The sequence below is a fragment of the Streptococcus sanguinis genome, assembly GCF_019928825.1.
Lineage (GTDB): Bacteria > Bacillota > Bacilli > Lactobacillales > Streptococcaceae > Streptococcus > Streptococcus sanguinis_L.
The window spans coordinates 222,361-244,913 of sequence record NZ_JAHZOP010000003.1 but is presented as its reverse complement, the minus strand read 5'-3'; the positions used below and the strand labels follow the sequence as shown (position 1 = coordinate 244,913).

Below are 22,553 nucleotides of genomic sequence, written 5' to 3'. Positions count from 1 at the left end.
AATTATGTCATATAAGAGTATAAAAGTTGTTAAAGGAAATGGTGGTTTCGGAGGCCCTTTGGTCATTACACCTAGTGAGGCTAAGCATAAATTTATCTATATCACTGGCGGCGGAGAAAAGCCAGATATTGTAGATAAAATTGCTGATTTGACCGGTATGGAAGCTGTTAACGGGTTTAAAACTTCTATCCCTGATGAGGAAATTGCTTTAGCAATCGTGGATTGCGGCGGTACTCTTCGCTGCGGTATTTATCCTAAAAAGGGGATCCCTACAATCAATATTGTCGCTACAGGGAAAAGTGGCCCTCTAGCACAATATATCACCGAGGAAATCTATGTGTCAGCAGTTGGCCTTAATCAAATTTCTGCTGCTAATGAAGACGAAAAAGCGACAACTGTGGTAACAGAAAAGCCAACTTACGATACTAGTAAAAAAATTACAGAGCAAAAAGCTGAAACAAGTATTGTAGCAAGAATTGGGATGGGCGCTGGGAAGGTCGTTGCGACTTTCAACCAGGCTGCTCGTGAAGCCATCCAAACAATGCTCAACACAATCATTCCTTTCATGGCCTTTGTTTCCTTGCTGATTGGGGTTATTCAAGGTTCAGGTGTTGGAAATTGGCTGGCAAAATTAATGGTTCCCCTAGCGGGGAACATCTGGGGACTCATTTTGATTGGCTTTATCTGTTCCTTGCCATTCCTATCTCCTTTGTTAGGCCCCGGAGCTGTTATCAGTCAGATTATCGGAACCTTAATTGGAGTCGAAATCGGAAAAGGGAATATTCCGCCCCAAATGGCTCTGCCAGCTATATTTGCTATCAACACTCAAAACGGTTGTGATTTCATTCCTGTAGCACTCGGTCTATCTGAAGCCAAGTCTGAAACAGTTGAGGTTGGTGTCCCTTCTGTGCTTTATTCACGCTTTCTCAATGGTGTTCCGCGGGTGCTAGTAGCTTGGATAGCTAGTATTGGTCTTTATCAATAGACCTTTGATAGATGCACGTAAACAGAGCAACTATTATGTTAAACTTATCTATAAGCATAAGTTTAAGACAAATTAGAGAAAGGATAAATAGGAATTAGATGAAGAAAATTTTTGAAGCTAAAGTAATTCAAGTAGGGCCTGAAGCTCAGAATATGATTCAAGATGCCAATATGCTCATTTTATTTGGAGAAGAAGCACCGGAAGATTTAGCAGAGTATTGTTTTAAGATTGATAACAAAAATCTGCTAGGTTCAATACTAGAAGGCGGCAAGCTGGTGGTAGATAATCAGGAATATTCGATTAGTTCCGTGGGAAATGTAGTAGAAAAAAATTTAACTGGACTGGGCCATATCACGATTTCTTTTGATGGTTCAAAAGAGGGGAGCCTTCCTGGTACACTCCATGTCGCAGCAGACCAAGCAGTAGTAATTGAAAAAGGCTCTACCATTCAGATTTTTGAAGTAGCTCAAGTAGGATAAAATATCTAAATAAGAATACTAGAAAAATAAGAGTCTAAAAACTTGATTCAGAGCCTGGGCAAAAGTCCAGGCTTTTGGGTCTAAATTAGAAAAAATAGATGACGCAGTGGTTGATTGGCATCTTCCTTCGCTTTTTAAGCCCCAAAGATTGCCTGATCAACTGTGCGGGGGTGGGAAGACGAACTTTTTAACTTGTTTGAAGTTCTTTCCCACTCCCTTTTTGATTGGAAGAATAATTTATGTTATAATATTGTAAAATTTGTCATTATTTTTCAATATTTTCGCAATATGACAAATCAACAAAATTTATAAGGAGAAAACCATGTCAGATAAAGATGGACAAGGTCAAGTGCAAGGGGCTTGGCAAGAAAATCAAACTAGCCAGCCAATGCAAGGGAATTTCCAGCAGCTTCAGTCGCAAGAATTACCTGATAAGAAAGGCAATATCGGAAAAGTCATAGGACTTTCAGTTTTTGCTCTTATAATTGGTCTTTTGATTGGTAGCGGTTCAGCTTATTTTATCGGCAAGCAGGCGCAGACAAATAAGGATATACAAAGGATTAAGCGTCTGAGTAAGGCTCAGGAAGAAGCTAAAGACAAGAGTTACAGCTTTACTACAGACGGGCAGTCGGTTCAGTTTAATTGGACTTTGAAAGACTTGGGACGGTTGAGCTATACAAATGATGAGGGATTAGGCCTGACGGCTGATCAAATCGTTGAAACTTATGGCTTGGCTAGTTCAGCAGAATATGATCGTAATCGTCTGTTACTCCGATGGGGCCCTTCTGTCAGGGATAAGGAGCAAAATATTTCTTTTCAATTTGATAAAGTTGACCAGAACTACTATCTGAGACAAGTGGTAGTTGGAGATTCTTTTAAAGAATATAGAAAAGGGAAGGAAACGACAGATTGGAGCGTATTATCTCCCAAAGACCTTGAACGTTTGAAAGAAGGAGACAAGGAAACGGGTGAAGGAGGAATAGCTTTATCAGAGGTCCTGAAGAAGCATCCTGTTCCGTCAGAAATTGTCATCGCAACCGAACGTGACGTAGATAATAAGATTATCTCCAACCGTCTGATTGCTGAGGTAACTTATAAAACAGAAGATGGTTATGAATACCTATTGTTTGTAGGCCAGCCAGATGGAAATTTCTTATATATAAAGTCAGAGGAAATGTAAGTTTTTAGTTATTTAGTTTATCTTTTGTGACTGACTGCTTTCAAAGCATTTCGTTATTAAAAGAGAACTGATAAAACTATTGGAAATAAACAAGAAAGAGGAAAGAAGATTGACAGAACAGCAATCACAGCATTCTTTTGAATCGTCAAAGAATGTTCGGCCAGAAGAAGGAATTCCGCGACATTTTCAATCTCAGCAAGGCCATGTTTTCAGTCCGCAGGGACCAACCCCACCTTTGGCCAAGAATAAATCTTGGAAAGGAATCCTGATAGGCGGAGCCTTGCTCTCTCTTGGTCTTGGACTAATCGGAGGGGGAATCTGGGGCTATAGAATGGGAGTAGCGGATGTTATCAAAGGGGAATATCCTGTGCTGCATCCTTTGGCTGATGCCGGAGCATCAAAGAGAGATCAATCAGATCAGTACATTGACCCAGATACTACTGAATTCAAGTGGGATATTGATAGTTTGTCAGAGTTACGGTTCAATACTATTCAGACAGATACGAATGGTACTTCTGTGGAAGATATTCTCGATAAGCATGGCAAGGCCTTAAAAGAGGAGATCTCTAGCAAGAGTCTGGATTTAGAGTGGGGAACGTTTCAAACTTCTGATGATGAGGAAGAGTGGCCGATTTATTATACAGATCAAACCGCTTCTCTGCATTTCGAGAAGAAAAAAGATGGTTTCTATCTGAATAGCCTTCATATCTACAATATTCGCTTTGAAGGAAGCAAGCATAATGCTGAGGACGAAGCGATGGCGGCTGATTACTTTGAAAAACTGAAAAAAGGCGATGCAAAGACTGGTAAGGACGGCATTTCCTATAAGGAAGTTTTTAAGGAATATGGCAGTCCGAGGAGTATCTATATTCGTGTAGATGAAGATTTTAGTGAGGATACTAGTCAAACCATTATGGAGGCGGCTTATGACGCTCCTAATGATGGTACTTATAGGTTGTTCTTCGTTCAGCAGGAGGACGGAAACTATCTTTTGTCCACTACTGCCAATAAATAAAATAGAACTCAAATAATAAAAGGAGAAACGATGTCAGAACAAAATAAACCGCAGGAACAATCTTTAGAAGGATTGGCTCCGTACCCGCAGCAAGTCCAGTCATCAGACTCAGGACAATTTGTAGCTAACTCAACAGAGGGGCAGCCTCTCCCAGTAGAAGGGGGCAGTCCTGAAATGCCGAATCCTAATCAAGATTTTGGTGTTCAGCAACCAATTTTTGATGCTCCTCAGCAGCAGATGCCTCAGCAGGATAATTGGGGAAATCCTGCTTTTCAAGAAGCAATTCCTCAGGGATTTAATCCAGCTGGTCAGAACTTTGCCGGACCACAGCAAGCTGCAAACTTCGCTGCCCAGCCAAGTCCAGAGCCAAAGAAAAATAGTACGGGCAAGCTGATAGGATTTTTAGGAATAGGTTTGGCAGCGGGACTATTGCTAGGAGGTCTTGGCGGCTATTTCCTAAATGATTTTATGGGTGGGGGAAGTGTGCCAAGTCTGTCTCGAAAGGGACATCAAAGCGATGTTGCTTCTTTTGTGGCTCCGTCAAAAGAGGATGTGTATGAGTGGGAAGTGAAAGACCTTGAAAAGCTGAGCATTGTTAGTGCGGATGATGAAGGATTGACCCCTGAACAAGTAGTCAAAGATTTTGGCTTGGCCAGCAGTGTGACGTTTCAGGAAGAAGGGCTCTCATTGTCTTGGTTACCTGACTCTAGTTATACCACTCTGACCTTTATGAAACACGAGGATGGCAGCTACCATCTTCAGGGTATGAGTATTATGCCCGGTAGTGACGACTATGATAAAAAGGTATCTGGCCAGATTACGGAGAACTTAAAGACGGGTGATGCGGAAACAGGCGAGGGTGGTTCTTCCTTTAAAGAAGTAATCAAGGAATACCCAGAATATCAACATATCTCAGTTTATGGGGATGGTGAATCAGAGCCGAAGATGCTTGTAAACTATGAAACCTCTTCAAATAAGGAGATAACTTTGACTTTTATCCGTCAGGAAAACGGACAGTATCTATTGAGTAATCTTTCTAAATAGAATAAATGAATAGGAGTTCTTGTCTCATAAGCTGGAAACTCTGAACGGTACGCAAAAGATCAAAATGACCATTGATGCCAACAGTGGGAACATTTTGAACGAAAGATCAAATAATATTGTTGGTATATAGTTTGGAATTGCTTTGTTGGGCACGGACGGAAGTTCGTGCCTTTTTCCTTGTAGATTTAGAGCTAAACCTGTTCAAAATATGATATACTGGAACAAGATTATCTTAGCGAAGAACTGCCTTTTCAGAGTCTTTAGGGAAAGTCTGAACTAAGATGTTAAAGGGACTATTCATTTTAAGTCTCATATCAGTTATTTTATTGCAAAATAATCTAAAGAGTAAATGATATTTTAAAAAAGTTATTGATACAGATATAGTATTTTTAGCTTATTGAAGAAAGAGAAGTTAGTGTCTGTCTTTCCGAGTAGTTCTATCGAAATGAATGACAAATGCTATCTTATTAATGCTGATTAGTTAAAAAAATATGATTGGGAGAATATATGGAAAAAAGAAATCTGGAAGCCTTAAGACGGGAACATAAATCAAAATTTAACAAGGTTCAGCCTAAAAGAGGGGGCGTCAATCATTCTGTATCCCCATCCAAAAAATCTGTAGAAAACATTGAGTACAATGAACCCTCTTCTAATACAGCAATTAATGTAAGCGACAAAGATAGTGGAGCTCAGTTAAGCTATCAGGATGTTTCAGAGACTCCAGACGGCTTGAGAACTGAAACAGAGATTAAACGAGTTTCAACGGCTGAGTCAGATGACTTCTTGCACCTGAGGGGGAGAGAGTTATCTCGCCTTATTTTTGCTTTAGAATCCTTGAAATCTAAGATGAAAGAATCACTCTATTTTAAGGATGAAACTAGTCGTCCAGACTCAGAACTTGTATCTGAAGCAGAAGAGTATGAGCTTCGTCCGAGATTTAGTGCTGAGGAGCTCGCTAAAAAAGAAGAGAATGAGACTTTTTGGAAGGAAAATTCGGAGTCTTCTTCGGATAGTTCTATGGGTTGGAAACTTATGTGGGCGTTTTTCATGTTACTCATAGGACTAGGAGCTGCAGGGCTAGTTTCCTATCCGAGTTCTAAAACAAACAATATTTATAATGATTCTTTTGATATTTATCAGGGGGGAACGTCATCTAACAGCGAAAAGGATTTAACTTCTACCAATCGTTCAGAATTGATTGCTGGAGAAGAATATCAATTTCATATCACTTATGATGATATCGCACTTTTGTTTACGGATTTTAAAGGAACTGCCTCTCGTTTAACAGTAGATGAAGTGGTTGCTAAGTTAGGAAAAGCAAAATCTGGGAGGGAACATAACTATGATAATCAAATAATAACACTGAATTTAGATTATCCTGATGCAGGATCAAATGCTTCGGTTTCAATTTCTTTTTCTAGTTACGGTAGTGTGGGAACGCCTAAATTAGATTCTCTGTTCAGTCATCATCTTAGCAGCAACAGTTTACCAAATCGAAATTCTCAATTAACTCGTCAAGATTTTTCTGGTATAGAGAAAGGGAAATCCTACCAAGAAGTTGTCGGTCAATTGGGATTGCCAGATAGTCTTTCTATCTATACAAATTACATATCTTCTAGCAAAGTGTCTATTAGTTACCAGTTATCTGATGGCCAAATAGTTAATCTTTCTTTTGAAGTCTCTGATTCTCAAGATTATATATTAGAAAAAAGTCCTGGTTTAGAGGATGGAGCAGGAGAAACAAACACTTAGCGCTCGATGTAGAAGCTAATTTTGTTCAAGGTGCTAAAAACATAGAGTTTAAATAAAAAATACAATAGGAGAATGGATGAAAAAAAGAGATTTAGAGTCATTGAGACAACAGCACAAGGCTAAATTTACAGGAGGCAAATCGGTGTCAGCTAAGAAAGATCAGCGACAACCTCAAATAAGCCCTGATATTGATGAAACGAAGAAAGAATCAGGACAGTTACTAACAGGAAAGCAGAAATCTGAAACAAAAAATAATTGGAAGCAAGGGGAGTTTGTAGAGAAGCGAAGAAGAAATTTTAAGTGGGTCTGGAGAAGCGGGGCAATTCTTTTATTGATATTGGTGCTTATTTCTATTTTTCGGTATGTTTCTTCAAATAAGGGAAGCCAGGAACGCAACACCTATCAATCTAGTTGGTCTTCTAGTGAGGCAAGTGAGAGTTACTCTTTTTCGGAAGCATCGTCTCGCTCATGGGAGGTTCCCGAGGATGAGACTTCTCAAGAAGCGACAGCTTATGTTGATAAGAAAGCAGCTAACTTCACTTGGACATTTGATGATGTTCTCGCTCTTCAAGTCTATTCATCTGAGCAGCAAGTAAGTGGACAAGACGCCCCAACTGCTGAGGAAATTATCGAACGGTTTGGGAAGGCAACTTCAGGAGGAGAGAATAACAACGGTAGCGATGATACACTTTATCTTTTTTATAGTGAATCGAGTGGACAACAAACAGCTAGCCTTTTGTTTAAAAAAATTGATGGCAAGTACCGACTGAGCACAATCCGTGGTAACCAACTGAGCAGCTCGCTTTACTCAAGTGGCTCAGAAACGCTGACTGAAGCAGATTTCCAGGACTTGAAAGCAGACGAATTTGGACAAGGTGCCCACATTCCAGATGTGGTGTCGCGTTTTGGTTTGCCACAAGTTATCAACAAGTCTGTAGACTATAAAGACAGAACGATTGTCTATCTCAAATATAAGCTGACGAATAAAAGCTATCTTTACTTAGACTTTGCCTTATCAAAGACAGGAGATTATCGACTGACTCGGAAGTATGTTTATTGATAAGAAGATTCTTATTCTATGGTTTAGAATTATTTGTTTGGGGATGATAGTTGGTTCATAAAGGAGAGAAGGATGGCAAGAAAAGACTGGGAGAGTCTGCGTCAGAAGCGTCAAACTAAATTTCAACAGGGTCAGAAGAGAGCAGGAAAAGTTCAAGGAGAACAGAATCTAGCTATTACTGAAGCAGAGTACCAAGAATTTGCGAAGAATAGGGTGGAAAACAAGAGCTCTACTCAGGTCAAGAGAGACGGGAAAGGAATTCTTGGACGTATGCTTGTTAATAAACAAGTGCTGTGGTTATCAGTAGGTTTTTTGTCTATCCTCTTGCTTTTATCAGTTCCTTATTTGGTGAAACAGCTTGAATATTTCTTATCCCCTCAGAGAGTATTGGATGAATATGTGGATGAAGGGAACAATCATTTTGACTGGACTTATGAGGATATTAGTCAGCTTCAACTACAGAAAAAAAGTGATGTTGATGAGCGAAGCGGGTCTGGACTAACACCCAAGGATATTGTTAAGAAATTTGGTAAAGCGCAGTCAGGTAATCTAGCTCCTTTCCTGAATCAGACTGATGGGCGCATGAGTCTTTTCTATTCTCGAGAAGAACCGCGGCAGCGTTTGTCTTTCTACTTTGAAAAAATAAATAATGAATATCAATTGTCAGGTATTTATTCTTATAATCTTGCTAGTTCGCAACATGCTCAAAGCCGAACAGATCTAAAAGAGGAAGATTTTGAACATCTTGTCCTTGGTAAAGAGTTTCAAAACGAAGATGGAACTAGCTATCAGGAAATTTTAGAGAAGTTTGGCCTATCAAAATACATAGAAATTGATTCCGGTGGCGAGAGTGGTCAAAAGCTGAATGTTTTTTATAAGTTGGAGAATGGGAAATATGTAAGTCTTTGGTTCACCGTTTCTCAGGCTGGTGACTATCTTCTTTACGAAAAACATATCACCTGATGTTAGATACCTTGAGAGCGAAAAGTATCGGTAGGCAATAATCGGAGACGCTTATGAGTATTTATTATTGGGGAAAACTGAAGCTATTCTCTATTGCGTGACCAAGGTTCATTTTAATTGAATGGATAGTATTTGTCAGATTTTGAAAAAGTAGGCAGACGGTATTCTTTGTTTTGAAAAAATAATTGCTAGAAAAAATAGGAATTTGGTTTATTTAAGGAGAAGAGCATGGGAAGAGGACGGAAAGTTCAACGGGAATGGTCAAAGAAGCCAGGATTAAACAAACAAGCAACTAGTGTGTTCTCTGATAGCAGTCCTCAAGGGGAAGTCTTTGAGGCTACAGCTAAAGAAAAACAGCAAAAAAAGTTGGCTGAGAATCGAAAACCTAAACTTATATCAAGTTTAGGTCAGTCTAGATACGCCTCTTTGTTAGTAATTTCTACAGGTCTAGTGCTAATTACTTGTTTTGCAATCCTTGTATCATATACGTGGCCAAGGTCCAAGCAAGTACGAAATCAGTCATCAGAGCAGTCTACTAGTACAGTTCAGAATGAATCAGAAGATAACATAAAGAAGCTGACTGAAGATTATTCTGACCTTATAGAAGAGAATCGACAAATAGACTTCCAAATAGAAGATATATTACAGATGGTAAAAACGATGAAAGAACCTAATGTGCTTCCACAGGATGTTGTCGAGAAGTATGGAAAAGCTAGTTCCGGTAGCATAGATAATAGCGTTAAAGGCAGCCAATTAGTTGAACTGACATATAAATTAATAGGAGAGAAAGGAGATATTACCTTAAGGTTTAGGGATGTTGAGGGTAGAACAGAGCTCTCATTAGTATACGTTAGACTATTCCGTAATGCTTGGGGGCCAGTTACGAAATCGGTCGATGATTACCGAACTCTTATCCCTCAAGATAAGCAAGAAGGATTGGAAGTAAAACAGGCCATAGCAGAACTGGGGATGCCTAAGACTATTTATGCTTCTAAATCAGTTAAGGGGCAAGTTAATTCAATTAGTCTAAGTTACTCAACCACAGACAATATGACTGTTTCTTTGTATTTTGACGAAGTGAATGGGCTTTACCGTCTAAAAAGTTTGTTGACTAGCACGGTCTGAGAAGATAGACCAGAAACGCCAGAATCTTCTTTAAAAATCAAGAGGCTTGCGAAAATAGAACTAAAAAAAATCCTGATGAGAGTATCAGAAAGGCGTTGGGGAAGTAAAAGTCTAAGGAATAGATGGAACCAATCGCAATGGGCCTTATCACAATCGGGTATCTAGGGTGCCCTAAAACATTTGGAGCTTCCAAATACTTATTACAAAGTAGGAATCAAGGGACATTAATCTGAGTCTATGTTAGATAGAATCCACTGTCATTTGGAATTTGCAGAGGATAAAGATAGGAGACGTCATTTAAAAAATATTCAATCCTCTGAATAGGGAATAATAATATCGTTCTAAGAAAGTACAAACTAAACTTCTGAATTGTGTTATAATAGATAAATATTAGATGGCTAGGAGAGAGTGTATCTTTCTCTACATAAAGAAATGGAAAGAACAGAGAGGTAAAGCTATGTCTGCTACTAAAATGAACGCTCAAGAAATTATCAAATTTATCGCTGATGCCAAGAAAAAAACTCCGGTCAAGGTGACCTTTGATGGAGAATTGCACGGATCCATCCCTTGGTCTGTTGTGAAGTTAGGCAATGTTCTTTTTGGAGACTGGGAAGAAATTAAGCCGCTCCTAGCGAACTTAGAGGAGAATAAGACCTATGTCGTAGAGCAGGATGCCCGCAACTCAGCGGTGCCGCTTTTGGACAAGCGCGATATCAATGCCCGTATTGAGCCGGGCGCTATTATCCGTGACCAAGTCGAAATTGGCGACAATGCTGTCATCATGATGGGGGCGGTTATCAATATCGGTGCGGAGATTGGTGCTGGGACCATGATTGATATGGGTGCTATTCTGGGCGGCCGAGCGATTGTCGGCAAAAACAGTCATGTCGGTGCTGGTGCTGTTCTGGCGGGAGTCATTGAGCCTGCTAGTGCTGAGCCAGTTCGGGTTGGAGACAATGTGCTGATTGGTGCCAATGCGGTTGTGATCGAAGGTGTACAAATTGGCAGTGGTTCCGTTGTTGCGGCCGGTGCGATTGTGACCCAGGATGTTCCGGAAAACGTAGTGGTTGCTGGCGTTCCGGCACGAGTTATCAAGACCATTGACGAGAAGACCCAGCAGAAGACAGCTCTGGAAGACGCTCTGCGTACTCTTTAAAAATAGCATAAATTTGAATTGATTGGGTGCGGCTCAACGCTCTAACTGGTCTAACAAGATTTTAAAGGAAAGAAACAATGCTTGATTATCTGAAAATTCGCCGTGATTTACACCAGATACCAGAAATCGGTCTGGAAGAATACAAGACTCATGCCTACCTGATGCAGGTCATTGATGGACTGACAGCAGGTCTAGACTTTGTGGAAATCCGAACTTGGCGGACTGGTATTTTGGTCTTTATCAAGGGAAGTTCACCAGATAAGACGATTGGCTGGCGGACAGATATTGATGGTTTGCCGATTGTGGAGGATACAGGACTGGACTTTGCCAGTACTCATGAAGGTCGCATGCATGCCTGCGGACATGATATGCACATGACGGTGGCTCTAGGTCTGCTGGAACAAGCTGTGAGCACTCAGCCTACCCACAATCTGCTTTTTCTCTTTCAGCCTGCTGAGGAAAATGAAGCTGGCGGAATGCTTATGTATGAAGATGGTGCCTTTGGCGACTGGCTGCCGGATGAGTTTTACGGCCTCCATGTGCGGCCGGATCTCAAAGTTGGCGATATTGCCACTAATAGAGGAACGCTTTTTGCTGGTACCTGTGAAGTCAAGCTGACCTTTAAGGGGAAAGGGGGGCATGCGGCCTTTCCTCATGAAGCCAATGATGCTTTGGTGGCGGCTAGCTACTTTATTACCCAGGTGCAGACCATTGTCAGCCGCGATGTAGATCCTATTGAGGGAGCGGTTGTGACCTTTGGTTCGCTCCATGCTGGCACGACCAACAATGTCATCGCAGAAACGGCCTTTTTGCATGGTACCATTCGGACTCTGACTCAGGAGATGAACCTCTTGACCCAGAAACGCTTACGGGAAATAGCAGAAGGCCTAGCCCAAAGTTTCGGTCTGGAATTGGACTTGGAGCTTAAACAAGGTGGCTACCTGCCTGTAGAAAATCATCCTGACCTGGCAGACGAATTGATGGACTTTTTCCAGAAGGAAGAAGGAGTGCAGTTGATTGATATTGCGCCGGCTATGACAGGCGAGGACTTCGGCTATCTGCTCAGTAAGGTCAAGGGCGTCATGTTCTGGCTGGGAGTGGATAGTCCCTACGCCCTTCATCATCCCAAGATGACACCGGATGAGGCAGCACTGCCCTTTGCTATTGAAAAGATTGGGAAGTTCCTAGATTATAAAATCAACGAAAGATAAGGAAAAGGTGGACGAGCTGCATGAAAAAAGAGCTGAGACAAACTGTACTGAACCAGATGAAGAAACTTTCTGGAAAAGAAAAAGAGCAGGCAGATAGCTGGCTGACCCAGCACTTGCTCAGTTCAGCAGCTTATCAAAAAGCTCAGATTATCGCTACCTATCTTTCTATGCCACATGAAGTCTCAACTGCAGCCTTTATCAAGCAGGCTCAGTTAGATGGTAAGCGGGTTTTAGTGCCCAAAACCTATGGCCAAGGTCGGATGATATTTGTGGATTATGATGAAAGCCACCTGCAAAAGAGCTCTTTTGGCCTTATGGAGCCGATGAGCGAAGAGGCTGTGGAGAAGACGGAGATTGATCTGATTCATGTGCCGGGTGTGGTCTTCAATTCTCAAGGCTTTCGGATTGGTTACGGCGGCGGCTACTATGACCGTTATCTGGTTGATTTTGCTGGAGCGTCTATCAGCAGCATCTATAGTTTTCAACAGTCTGATTTTGAACCCGATTATCACGATATAGCAGTAAAGGAAGTGTTGACTTATGAACTACATCTATGATAAAAAATATCCTGTGACCAGTATTTTGCTAATTTTGACAACACTTGTCTTTGTGGGGATGCTTATTTTACGTGGCTTTTCTTATGCTGAAGCACAAACGGTCTTTGAATTTGGAGCAGTGTATTCTCCAACTATTATCATGAATCCCATTCAGATATGGCGCCTCTTTTCTGCTATCTTTGTGCATATTGGCTTGGAGCACTTTGTGGTAAATGTTATTACTCTTTATTTTATTGGACGGCAGGCAGAAGATATTTTTGGCTCGCGAAATTTCTTTCTGCTTTATATGATGTCAGGCCTGATGGGAAATATCTTTGTCTTCTTTTTCAGTCCGGATACTCTGTCAGCAGGAGCCTCTACAGCCTTGTTTGGACTTTTTGCCTCTATCGTGACCCTGCAATATGTCGTTCGCGACAGCTATATTCAGCAGCTGGGGCAGTCTTATATGACCTTGATTGTGGTCAATATCATCTTTAGTTTCATGCCTGGCATCAGTCTGGCTGGGCATTTGGGTGGTTTGATTGGTGGTATACTCTGCGCGGTCATTCTTCCTGTCAAAAGCTCAAGCAATGCCTTTAAACCTACTCAGCGCTGGCTAGTCCTATTTGGTTATCTAGCCTTGGCTGCCCTTCTGATTTTTCTTGGCTTTCATCATTCCTTGATTTAATGAATCTTTAGAAAATAACTGATGAAATATCAAAAAAAGAGGTTGGGAACCTCTTTTTTATAGCTAAAATTTTATTTTCAAAGTTAGTTGTTTGAATCAATTATTTTTTACTTTGTTTTTTCTCTAACGTATGACCCAAGTCAATGATATACTGCTTCAAGGAGTCTTTGACCTGCGGATGCTTGAGGGCGTAGTCGATAGAAGTCTTCATAAAGCCGAACTTGTCACCGACATCATAGCGATCGCCCTTAAATTCGCGAGCGAACACGCGCTGCGTCTTGTTAAGAGTATCAATCGCATCGGTCAGCTGAATCTCATTTCCAGCACCTGGTGCTTGCTTTTCCAAGATTTCAAAAATTTCTGGTGTCAGCAGGTAGCGGCCGATAATAGCCAAATCACTCGGTGCATCTTCAGGCTTTGGCTTTTCGACGAAAGTTTCCACGCTGTAGAGACCTTTGACACCTTCACCTTGAGGGGCAATCACACCATAAGAGGAAACTTCATCATGAGGGACCTGCATGACAGCGATGGTAGAAGCATGAGTAGCTTCGTAGTCATCAATCAATTGCTTGGTCAGCGGCACAGCCTTATCATTGGTGATGTCCATAAGGTCATCGCCCAGCATGACAACGAAAGGCTCGTTTCCTACGAAAGCCTTAGCCTGAAGGACAGCATCTCCCAGTCCGCGCGGATGGCTTTGACGGATGAAGTGCAGACCGATACCAGTGGTTTCATCGACCAATTTGAGCAAGTCGTCTTTACCCTTTTCTTTGAGGTTGTATTCCAATTCAAAGTTTGAGTCAAAGTGGTCTTCGATGGAGCGTTTTGACTTACCTGTGACAACTAGAATATCTTCAATTCCAGATTTGAGAGCTTCCTCAACGATAAACTGGATGGTTGGCTTGTCGACAATCGGCAACATTTCCTTGGCCAGAGCTTTAGTAGCTGGAAGGAAGCGGGTTCCGAGGCCAGCTGCAGGGATGACGGCTTTCTTAACTTTTGACATAATCAGTTCCTTTCTATTAGAACGAAGTCCATTCGTTCTCAGCCTTGAATTCATTGTTCATAATTTCATAAATGGCTTCTTTGATATTACAGTTTTGATAAATAACCTTATAAATAGCCTGTGTAATCGGCATATAAACATCGAGCTCTTGGGCCAGTTCATAGGCAGCCTTGGTGGTGGAAATTCCTTCGATAACCATGCCCATATTGGCTTCAATATCAGCTAACTTCTCGCCGCGTCCTAGAGCATTGCCGGCCCGCCAGTTGCGGGAGTGGACAGAAGTCCCTGTGACAATCAGGTCACCGACACCAGATAGGCCGCTGTAAGTCAGAGGATTGGCTCCTAACTTGACACCTAGACGCGTGATTTCGGCTAGACCGCGTGTGATAATAGCTGCCTTGGCATTGTCACCGTAACCTAGTCCATGGAGAGCACCAGCTCCGACTGCGATGATGTTTTTCAGAGCGCCGGCAGTCTCCACTCCGATAACGTCGGTATTGGTGTATAGGCGGAAGTAGTGATTGCTGAAGAGCTCCTGCACATACTTAGCTGTTTCCAGATCCTTAGAAGCAGCGGTGATCAGGGTAATATCGCGTACAATGGTTTCCTCAGCATGGCTGGGACCTGAGACAACGACAATCTCGCTGCGTAGCTCTGCAGGGATTTCTTCTTCCAGGATAGTTGAAATCCGTTCATGAGTATTGGGCTCCAGTCCCTTGGAGGCGTGCATGATTTTTACCTTGTGGTCCAGAGCTTGAGCTACTTGTTTGGCTACCAGACGGGTTACCTTGGTAGGAACGACAAAAAGTACAGCATCCGCATCTTTTAAAGCTTCTTCCAGATCATGATAAGCCTTGATCTTTTCATCCAGTACAATATCTTTGAAATAGCGTTTATTGGTGTGTTCGTCGTTGATTTCGTTGATTTGCTCAGCGATATTTCCCCAAATACGAACCTCATGTCCGTTGTCATTTAACACTTGTGATAAGGCCGTTCCCCAAGAACCAGGACCAATCACAGCAACTCGTTGTTTATCCATATCTTCTCCTTATGATGAAATTCCGAGTCTGAATTTAAATCGGTTTTAGAGTCTATATCTCATTTTACCATATAATATAAGAAATTTCTTGCTTGACATTGTTTTTATGTGTGATATAGTAAGGAAACTAAGTCAAATATGAAAAAAGTAGGAGGAAGCATGTTTTTTAAAAGTCTATTACGGTATAAATGGTATGCCCTGAGTTCGCTTTTGATGACCTCGCTGATGATTGCCAGCTCTCTTTTACTGCCCTGGTTTTTAAAGCACATCTTAGATGCTCTGCAGGAGCAAAATAGCCAGACCATCTACAGTATGGGCGGCTGGCTAATTGGCATCGGTTTTGTCGGACTGGTGGCAGGAGGGATTAATGTGACCTTGGCAGCTTACATTGCCCAGGCTGTCTCATCAGATCTCCGCGAGGAGACTTTCCGCAAGATTCAGACCTTTTCTTATGCCAATATCGAGGAATTCAACGCTGGTAATCTAGTCGTGCGGATGACGAATGACATCAATCAGATTTTAAATGTGACCATGATGCTCTTTCAAATCCTCCTTCGGCTGCCCATTCTTTTTATCGGATCAGTCATCTTGGCCATTGTGACCATGCCCTCTCTTTGGTGGATTATCTTCTTGCTGATTGTGCTCATAGCTGGTCTAACGGCTGTCATGATGGGGATGATGGGTCCTCGTTTTAAGAAATTCCAGACTCTTTTGGATAAGATTAATGCCATTGCCAAGGAAAATCTTCGTGGTGTGCGAGTGGTCAAGTCCTTCGTTCGGGAGGAAGACCAGTTTCATAAGTTCAGTCAGGTGTCTGATGAACTTTTGTCAGAGAATCTCTATATTGGCTACGCTTTTTCAATCATTGAGCCGCTGATGATGTTGGTCGGCTACAGCTCTGTTTACTTGGCTATCTGGACTCTATCTGGCATGATTCAGGCGGAGCCAGGACTGGTTAGCTCTATCGCTTCTTTTATCGGTTATCTGAGCCAGATTATTTTCACCATCATTATGGTTGGTTTCTTGGGGAATGGCGTGACGAGGGGGATCATTTCTATCCGTCGGATCAAGGAAGTATTGGCGACGGAGCCAGCTATGACTTTCCCAGACTCACCAGATGAAGAACTAGAAGGAAGCCTCAGCTTTGAGCATGTGACTTTTTCCTATCCCAATGATGACGAGCCGATGCTAAAGGATATCAGCTTTGAGGTTGAGCCGGGGCAAATGATTGGCGTTGTCGGTGCGACAGGTGCTGGTAAGTCTACCTTGGCCCAGCTGATTCCCCGTCTTTTTGATCCGCAGGAAGGTTCTGTCAAGATTGGCGGCCGGGATCTGCGAAAGCTTAGTCAGGGAACGCTTCGTAAAAATGTTTCCATCGTGCTGCAGCGGGCGATTCTATTTAGCGGGACCATTGCGGACAATCTCCGTCAGGGCAAGCTCAACGCTTCGCTGCCTGAGATGGAGCGGGCGGCTCGTATTGCCCAAGCCAGTGAATTTATCAGCCGTATGGAAGAGAGTTTTGACAGTGCAGTGGAGGAGCGTGGCAGCAACTTCTCTGGCGGTCAGAAGCAGCGGATGTCCATTGCCAGAGGTGTTGTCAACAATCCCAATATTTTGATTTTAGATGATTCGACCTCAGCCTTGGATGCCAAGTCAGAAAAGTTGGTTCAAGAAGCCTTGAATAAAGAGCTGCAAGGAACGACGACAATTATCATTGCTCAAAAGATTAGCTCCGTCGTTCATGCAGATAAGATTCTTGTCTTGGATCAAGGACGGCTGATTGGCCAAGGAACGCATACGGAATTGGTCGCAACTAACGATGTTTACCGTGAAATCTACGAAACTCAGAAAGGAAAGGAGGACTAAGATGCGGACGATTGCATTTTTCTGGCAATATTTTAAGCGTTACAAATTATCCTTTGTCGTTGTCCTTTTGATGATGATAACAGCGACTGTTTTTCAGGTCCTTTTTCCGGTTTATGTCGGTCAGGCTGTTCAGCATTTGGTTGAGTTGGGACGTGCTTTTGCAGAGAAGGGTGAGACTGATCAGATTCTGTCGACTTTTGGCAGTGTCATGGGCAGTGTATTGGTGTCCTTTGTCTGCCTGTCTGTTTCTAGCTTAATTTACATGGTTTTGATGACCCGAGTTATTGCCCATTCGACCAATGAGATGCGCAAGGGCCTGTTTGGCAAGCTATCCAAAATGACAGTTGCTTTCTTTGACCGCCATCAGGATGGAGATATTCTGTCGCGCTTTACCAGCGACTTGGACAACATCCTGCAGGCTCTAAATGAGAGTATGATCCAGGTGATGAGCAATGCCTTACTCTATCTGGGCCTCGTGATTATCATGTTTGTTCAAAATGCTAGATTGGCCTGGATAACGGTAGCCAGCACACCGGTTGCTTTTCTTCTCCTAGTGGTCATTGTTAGGCTGGCTCGGAAGTACACCAATCTTCAGCAGAAAGAAGTCGGCCGCCTCAATGCTTATATGGACGAGACTATTTCAGGTCAGAAAGCTGTTATCGTTCAGGGGATGCAGGAGGAGGTCATCAAAGGTTTCATTGAGCAGAATGACCGAGTACGCTCGGCAACCTTTAAAGGCCGGACCTTTTCAGGCCTTCTCTTCCCTATCATGAACGGGATGAATTTGATTAATACAGCCATTGTTATTTTTGTTGGATCGGCTGTCTTACTGAGCGATCCTAATGTTGAAACGGCTGTTGCAGTTGGCCTGATTACTACTTTTACTCAGTTTTCCCAGCAGTATTATCAGCCCATCATCCAGATTGCAGCCAGCTGGGGCAGTTTGCAGTTGGCCTTTACAGGGGCTGACCGGATTCAGGAGATGTTTGATGCACCAGAGGAAGTCCGGCCAGAGAATGCGCCTGCTTTCACAGAGCTCACAGACTCCGTGGAGATCAAGCATGTGGACTTCTCTTATGTAGAAGGCAAGCCTATTCTCAAAGACGTATCTATTTTAGCCCCTAAGGGCAAGATGACGGCTGTTGTTGGCCCTACTGGTTCAGGTAAGACGACCATTATGAACCTGCTCAATCGCTTTTATGATGTGGATAGTGGTAGCATTGAGTTTGACGGTCGCGACATTCGAGACTATGAGCTGGATAGCTTACGGAGTCATGTGGGCATTGTCTTGCAGGATTCGGTGCTTTTTAGCGGTACTATTCGGGATAATATCCGCTTTGGTGAGCCGGATGCCAGTCAGGAGATGGTCGAAACGGCTGCGCGTGCGACTCATATCCATGACTATATCGAAAGTCTGCCAGACAAATACGATACCCTGGTAGATGATGACCAGAATATTTTCTCAACTGGGCAGAAACAGCTGATTTCCATTGCTAGAACTTTGCTGACGGATCCGCAAGTCTTGATTTTGGATGAAGCGACTTCTAATGTCGATACGGTGACGGAGAGTAAGATTCAGCAGGCCATGGAAGCCGTTGTAGCTGGCCGAACTAGCTTTGTTATTGCTCACCGCCTCAAGACAATCCTCAATGCCGACCAGATTATCGTCCTCAAAGATGGAGAGGTCATTGAACAGGGCGATCATCACCAGCTCCTCAAACTCGGCGGTTTCTACTCAGAACTTTATCATAACCAGTTTGTGTTTGAGTAGATGGTTTGTTTTGCAGCTGGATAATCAACCAAGCTTTTAAAATATTAGATAGAAAAGTTAAAAAATCCAGCAGGTTTCTGTTCCTGCTGGATTTTTAATTAACATCAAAGTAGTGATTATTTCACATGTTTAGCCAGATCCTCTTGGGTCTTTTTATTGGATTCCTCTTTTTCTTTTTTCCACTTTTCTTGGGCCTTTTGATAGTCTTTAGTCGTGACAATCTCATCACTGATTTCCACGTATTTATGATAGTTGGCATCTTTTGTACCTGTCTGAGCATAAGAGTTGGTAAATGGTACAATCCGAGAAATGAACGGTGCTGCTCCTCTGCTGCTCATAGTTGGCACAACGAGGGCGCTATCTGTCAGCCATGCTTGAGCTGCAGCATATTTTTCATAACGCTTGTCAACATCTTGTGTTTCGTTTCCGGCCTCTTCGACCAGTTTGCTATACTCATCTAGTCCTACAGCTTTAGCAGCAGCATTGTCTTTGTCTTCAAATCCAAGGTAGGTTCTGGTCTGAGTGCTGTTACCTGGCACTAAAATGTCCAGGTAAGTAGATGGATCTTGGTAGTCTGGCTCCCAGCCAACGAGACCGTTGATATCCCAGTCTTCCTGGCTAGCAGCTTCAGCATTGAAGGTGATGTTTAGTGCTTCGTCCTCAGCCAGCATCTGTAGATCTACAGAGACATTGTCCTTTCCTAAAGCCTCTTCTAATGACTGTTTCAGAGATTGCATGCGGTTGACGAAGTTAGTAGAATTCTGAGCGACAGGAACGTCTAGATGGATTGGGAATTGTACGCCTTCATCTGCAAGAGCCTGCTTGGCTTTGGCAAATTCCGCTTTGGCTTTGTCAGCATTGTGGACACCGTCTTGGCCGTCATCCAGCTTGATACCTTTCCACTCGTCACCATAGGAAGCCAGTGATTCTTCGACCAGAGTGCCAAATTCCTTGCCATTGGCTTGAACGAAAGTTGGCGGAACAAAGAGATTACGGACAGCTGGCTTGGCTGCATCTTCTCCGTTGACCTGAGCTGAATAGCTTTCGCGGTTAAGGGCAAAAGCTAGAGCTTGGCGGAAGTCCTTGTTCAGCAGAGCTTTTTTGGTAGCTTCTTTTTGTTCATCGCTGGTTTTAGAAGTGTGGTTATAACTTTGACGGTCAATGTTAAAGCTGATTAGACCGACACCCGCTCCTGCTTCTGTCATGAAGATATTATCTTTGTATTTCTCAGCGATTGAGGAATAACTGGAAGTGGCTGGGTAGAGTCTTGCCAAACTGTAGCCGCCATCTCCAAAGGTCCGCGCTAATGAATCTTGATCAGAACCATCGTAGTAAGACAGTTTGACACCATCAATCTTGACCTTGTCCTTATCCCAGTAGTTAGGGTTCTTCTCAAATTCGACAGAGGATTTAGAAGTAATGGATTTCATGATAAATGGACCGTTATACAGAATGGAATCGGCTTTGGTTGCCTGACCGAATTCCTTGCCTTGCTTTTCTAGGAAGGCCTCGTTGACCGGCATCATAACACCTGATGTTGTTTTAGAGTTCCAGTAGGTTTCAGGCTTGTTGAGTGTATATTGAACCGTATGATTGTCCAGTGCCTTGACTCCAACAGCTGAAAAGTCTTTGTTGGTACCGGCTGCATATTCACTCAGCCCCTTGATAGAATCTTGGATAAGAGGGAGAGCGTCTGATTTGACATCAGCAGCATGTTTGATACCTGCCACAAAGTCCTGAGCCGTGACATCTGCGTATTCTTCGCCATCAGCGGTATACCACTTGGCATCTTTGCGCAGCTTATAGGTATAGACGAGACCATCTGGAGAGACTGTCCAATCTTCTGCGATAGACGGAGCTAAGTTTCCATATTTATCATTTTCCAGCAAGCCATCTACACCATTTGTAGTCAGCTCGTGGGTAGACACCTTTGCCGACTGGATGTAGTCCAAAGTCGTTGGATCAGACGTAAAGACATAGCTGTAGATTTTTTTGCTGGATTGGGAACTTCCGCCTCCAGAGCAAGCAGTAAGTAAGCCGACAGAGAGCAGAGTGAGCCCTGCGGCAAGAAGAATATTTGATTTTCTCATAGGGACCTCCAAGTCATGAGTTTTTACACTGCTTATTATAACAAATTTCTGTCAAAAGTAAATAATTTTCTGATAATTCTGAAATGTTTTTCTAAATTTTAAAAAAGAGATTTATAGTGTTTCATATTCTGATAAAAAATTTTTATAACCAGCTTTAAAAAAATCTATTGGACGACTGAGAAAAGGCGTGGTAAGATATACTATATCAAATAAGGAGGAATCACGGTATGTGCAGAACAATTGTTGGAATTTCAGCCAATCTTTGTCCAGTAGATGAAGCTGGAAAGAATATTCACACCTCTGTTTCACGCAAGTTTGTGGATGGCGTACGAATGGTTGGTGGTCTGCCGATGGTGATTCCTGTTGGCGATAAAAGTTTAGTTCAGGATTACGTAGAAACGATTGACAAGCTGATCTTGTCAGGCGGGCAAAATGTTCACCCGCAGTTTTATGGGGAAGAAAAGACCATCGACAGTGACGACTACAATATTGTTCGCGATGAGTTTGAGTTGGCTCTCTTGAAAGAAGCTCTGCGCCAAAACAAGCCAGTCATGGCTATTTGCCGCGGTCTGCAGTTGGTTAATGTTGCTTTTGGAGGCACTCTTAATCAGCATATCGAAAATCACTGGCAGGGCTTGCCATTTGGAACTTCGCACTCCATTCGCACGGAGAAAGATAGCGTTGTGGAGCGCTTGTTTGGTCAAGCTAGCCAGATTAATTCGGTCCATCGCCAAAGCATCAAGGACTTGGCACCTAATTTCCGCGCGACAGCCTTTGACCCCAGAGACAATACCATCGAAGCGATTGAATCGGTTGACAATCATCGTATCATAGGTCTTCAATGGCATCCGGAGTTTTTAATAAACGAAGAAAAGGGCAACTTGGAGCTGTTTCAGTACCTTTTGCAAGAGCTGTAAAAATAAATTTAAATTATTTAAGTTACTTTTAGGAAAATTTAAGATAAGTGTTCTATACTAAGTACATAAACAAAGACCTCCTAACTTTGTTTAGAAATCCTAAAACTTTTCTTTTTCATAATAATCTCCCTATAAGAACCGCCCAATTGGCGGTTTTTTTGCTTGTTCTTTGCGAATTTAGTATAATAGGGACAGCAAAAATAGAAAAGAGAAATGCATGAAAATTCGCGGATTCGAGCTGGTTTCCAGCTTTACAAATGAAGATTTGTTGCCCAAGAGAGAGACGGCTCACGCAGCGGGCTACGATTTGAAAGTGGCAGAGCGCACAATCATTGCGCCAGGGGAGATTAAGCTGGTTCCGACTGGTGTCAAGGCCTATATGCAGCCGAGCGAGGTGCTTTATCTTTACGATCGCTCATCCAACCCTCGTAAAAAAGGCCTGGTTTTGATTAACTCCGTTGGGGTCATTGATGGCGACTACTATGGCAATCCTGGAAACGAAGGCCATATCTTTGCCCAAATGAAGAATATCACGGATCAGGAAGTCGTCCTTGAAGTTGGCGAACGTGTAGTGCAGGCTGTCTTTGCACCATTTCTAATTGCGGATGGAGATGAAGCGGAAGGTGTGCGGACCGGCGGATTTGGCTCGACAGGGAAATAGAGTAAGAAA

General features: G+C 42.6%; 20 protein-coding genes and 2 pseudogenes. 19 read left to right on the top strand and 3 right to left on the bottom strand.

Annotated features, from left to right (window positions below):
- The first annotated feature begins 4 nt into the window (after window positions 1-4).
- The 13 genes from srlE to K1J09_RS07235 all read left to right on the top strand — a co-directional run bounded on the left by srlE (window position 5) and on the right by K1J09_RS07235 (window position 13,194).
- A complete protein-coding gene (gene srlE / locus K1J09_RS07295; RefSeq protein ID WP_009660130.1) occupies window positions 5-985 on the top strand; it encodes a PTS glucitol/sorbitol transporter subunit IIB in 981 nt (326 codons plus the stop codon).
- A gap of 98 nt (window positions 986-1,083) precedes the next feature.
- Complete coding sequence (locus K1J09_RS07290) at window positions 1,084-1,464, top strand: PTS glucitol/sorbitol transporter subunit IIA (RefSeq protein ID WP_002902105.1); 381 nt, start codon at window positions 1,084-1,086, stop codon at window positions 1,462-1,464.
- Window positions 1,465-1,786: 322 nt separating this feature from the next.
- The gene (locus K1J09_RS07285) at window positions 1,787-2,644 is read left to right on the top strand and encodes a hypothetical protein (RefSeq protein WP_002902109.1); all 858 of its coding nucleotides are present in this window, start codon (window positions 1,787-1,789) and stop codon (window positions 2,642-2,644) included.
- Window positions 2,645-2,723: 79 nt separating this feature from the next.
- Window positions 2,724-3,659 (top strand): hypothetical protein, encoded by a 936-nt coding sequence (locus K1J09_RS07280; RefSeq protein WP_223323711.1) that lies wholly within the window; start codon window positions 2,724-2,726, stop codon window positions 3,657-3,659.
- A 30-nt stretch (window positions 3,660-3,689) separates the two neighbouring features.
- A complete protein-coding gene (locus K1J09_RS07275; protein ID WP_223323709.1) occupies window positions 3,690-4,703 on the top strand; it encodes a hypothetical protein in 1,014 nt (337 codons plus the stop codon).
- 507 nt (window positions 4,704-5,210) lie between these two features.
- A complete protein-coding gene (locus K1J09_RS07270) occupies window positions 5,211-6,455 on the top strand; it encodes a hypothetical protein (protein WP_223323707.1) in 1,245 nt (414 codons plus the stop codon).
- Between the two features lie 76 nt (window positions 6,456-6,531).
- Entirely contained in the window at window positions 6,532-7,515 is a 984-nt protein-coding gene (locus tag K1J09_RS07265; RefSeq protein ID WP_223323705.1) for a hypothetical protein, read from the top strand.
- A gap of 72 nt (window positions 7,516-7,587) precedes the next feature.
- Complete coding sequence (locus tag K1J09_RS07260) at window positions 7,588-8,478, top strand: hypothetical protein (RefSeq protein WP_223323703.1); 891 nt, start codon at window positions 7,588-7,590, stop codon at window positions 8,476-8,478.
- 228 nt (window positions 8,479-8,706) lie between these two features.
- Window positions 8,707-9,603, top strand: a complete 897-nt coding sequence (locus K1J09_RS07255) for a hypothetical protein (RefSeq protein WP_223323701.1) — start codon at window positions 8,707-8,709, stop codon at window positions 9,601-9,603.
- 457 nt (window positions 9,604-10,060) lie between these two features.
- A complete protein-coding gene (gene dapD / locus K1J09_RS07250) occupies window positions 10,061-10,759 on the top strand; it encodes a 2,3,4,5-tetrahydropyridine-2,6-dicarboxylate N-acetyltransferase (protein ID WP_002905478.1) in 699 nt (232 codons plus the stop codon).
- Between the two features lie 77 nt (window positions 10,760-10,836).
- The gene (locus tag K1J09_RS07245) at window positions 10,837-11,970 is read left to right on the top strand and encodes an N-acetyldiaminopimelate deacetylase (protein WP_223323699.1); all 1,134 of its coding nucleotides are present in this window, start codon (window positions 10,837-10,839) and stop codon (window positions 11,968-11,970) included.
- Window positions 11,971-11,990: 20 nt separating this feature from the next.
- Window positions 11,991-12,527, top strand: a complete 537-nt coding sequence (locus tag K1J09_RS07240; protein ID WP_002893964.1) for a 5-formyltetrahydrofolate cyclo-ligase — start codon at window positions 11,991-11,993, stop codon at window positions 12,525-12,527.
- A complete protein-coding gene (locus K1J09_RS07235) occupies window positions 12,511-13,194 on the top strand; it encodes a rhomboid family intramembrane serine protease (protein WP_002893961.1) in 684 nt (227 codons plus the stop codon). The genes K1J09_RS07240 and K1J09_RS07235 overlap by 17 nt, the downstream gene beginning before the upstream one ends.
- Window positions 13,195-13,294: 100 nt before the next feature.
- Here K1J09_RS07235 and galU read toward each other — a convergent pair whose 3' ends face one another.
- Complete coding sequence (galU, locus tag K1J09_RS07230; protein ID WP_002893959.1) at window positions 13,295-14,200, bottom strand: UTP--glucose-1-phosphate uridylyltransferase GalU; 906 nt, start codon at window positions 14,198-14,200, stop codon at window positions 13,295-13,297.
- A 16-nt stretch (window positions 14,201-14,216) separates the two neighbouring features.
- Window positions 14,217-15,239: an NAD(P)H-dependent glycerol-3-phosphate dehydrogenase gene (locus K1J09_RS07225; RefSeq protein WP_002899188.1), complete on the bottom strand. Its 1,023-nt coding sequence runs from the start codon at window positions 15,237-15,239 to the stop codon at window positions 14,217-14,219.
- Between the two features lie 159 nt (window positions 15,240-15,398).
- On the opposite strand from K1J09_RS07225, the gene K1J09_RS07220 reads away from it, so the two are divergent.
- The 4 genes and pseudogenes from K1J09_RS07220 (at window position 15,399) to K1J09_RS11875 (ending at window position 18,876) form a co-directional block, all read left to right on the top strand.
- The gene (locus K1J09_RS07220) at window positions 15,399-17,105 is read left to right on the top strand and encodes an ABC transporter ATP-binding protein (protein WP_223323697.1); all 1,707 of its coding nucleotides are present in this window, start codon (window positions 15,399-15,401) and stop codon (window positions 17,103-17,105) included.
- A gap of 1 nt (window position 17,106) precedes the next feature.
- Window positions 17,107-17,245, top strand: a pseudogene (locus tag K1J09_RS11885) (ABC transporter ATP-binding protein); the annotation flags it as partial.
- Window positions 17,224-17,952: pseudogene (locus K1J09_RS11880) on the top strand (ABC transporter permease); the annotation flags it as partial. The pseudogenes K1J09_RS11885 and K1J09_RS11880, both read left to right, overlap by 22 nt.
- 135 nt (window positions 17,953-18,087) lie before the next feature.
- Window positions 18,088-18,876: an ABC transporter ATP-binding protein gene (locus K1J09_RS11875; protein WP_398578154.1), complete on the top strand. Its 789-nt coding sequence runs from the start codon at window positions 18,088-18,090 to the stop codon at window positions 18,874-18,876.
- Between the two features lie 116 nt (window positions 18,877-18,992).
- Here K1J09_RS11875 and K1J09_RS07210 read toward each other — a convergent pair whose 3' ends face one another.
- On the bottom strand, window positions 18,993-20,966 hold the full coding sequence (locus K1J09_RS07210; RefSeq protein ID WP_223323693.1) for a peptide ABC transporter substrate-binding protein: 1,974 nt from the start codon (window positions 20,964-20,966) through the stop codon (window positions 18,993-18,995).
- 227 nt (window positions 20,967-21,193) lie between these two features.
- Here K1J09_RS07210 and K1J09_RS07205 point away from each other — a divergent pair, with 227 nt between their 5' ends.
- Both K1J09_RS07205 and K1J09_RS07200 read left to right on the top strand, forming a co-directional pair.
- Complete coding sequence (locus K1J09_RS07205) at window positions 21,194-21,883, top strand: gamma-glutamyl-gamma-aminobutyrate hydrolase family protein (RefSeq protein WP_002893948.1); 690 nt, start codon at window positions 21,194-21,196, stop codon at window positions 21,881-21,883.
- 217 nt (window positions 21,884-22,100) lie between these two features.
- Window positions 22,101-22,544 carry a dUTP diphosphatase gene (locus tag K1J09_RS07200; protein ID WP_009660190.1) on the top strand — a complete coding sequence of 148 codons (444 nt, stop codon included), beginning with the start codon at window positions 22,101-22,103 and terminating at the stop codon, window positions 22,542-22,544.
- Window positions 22,545-22,553: the final 9 nt, after the last annotated feature.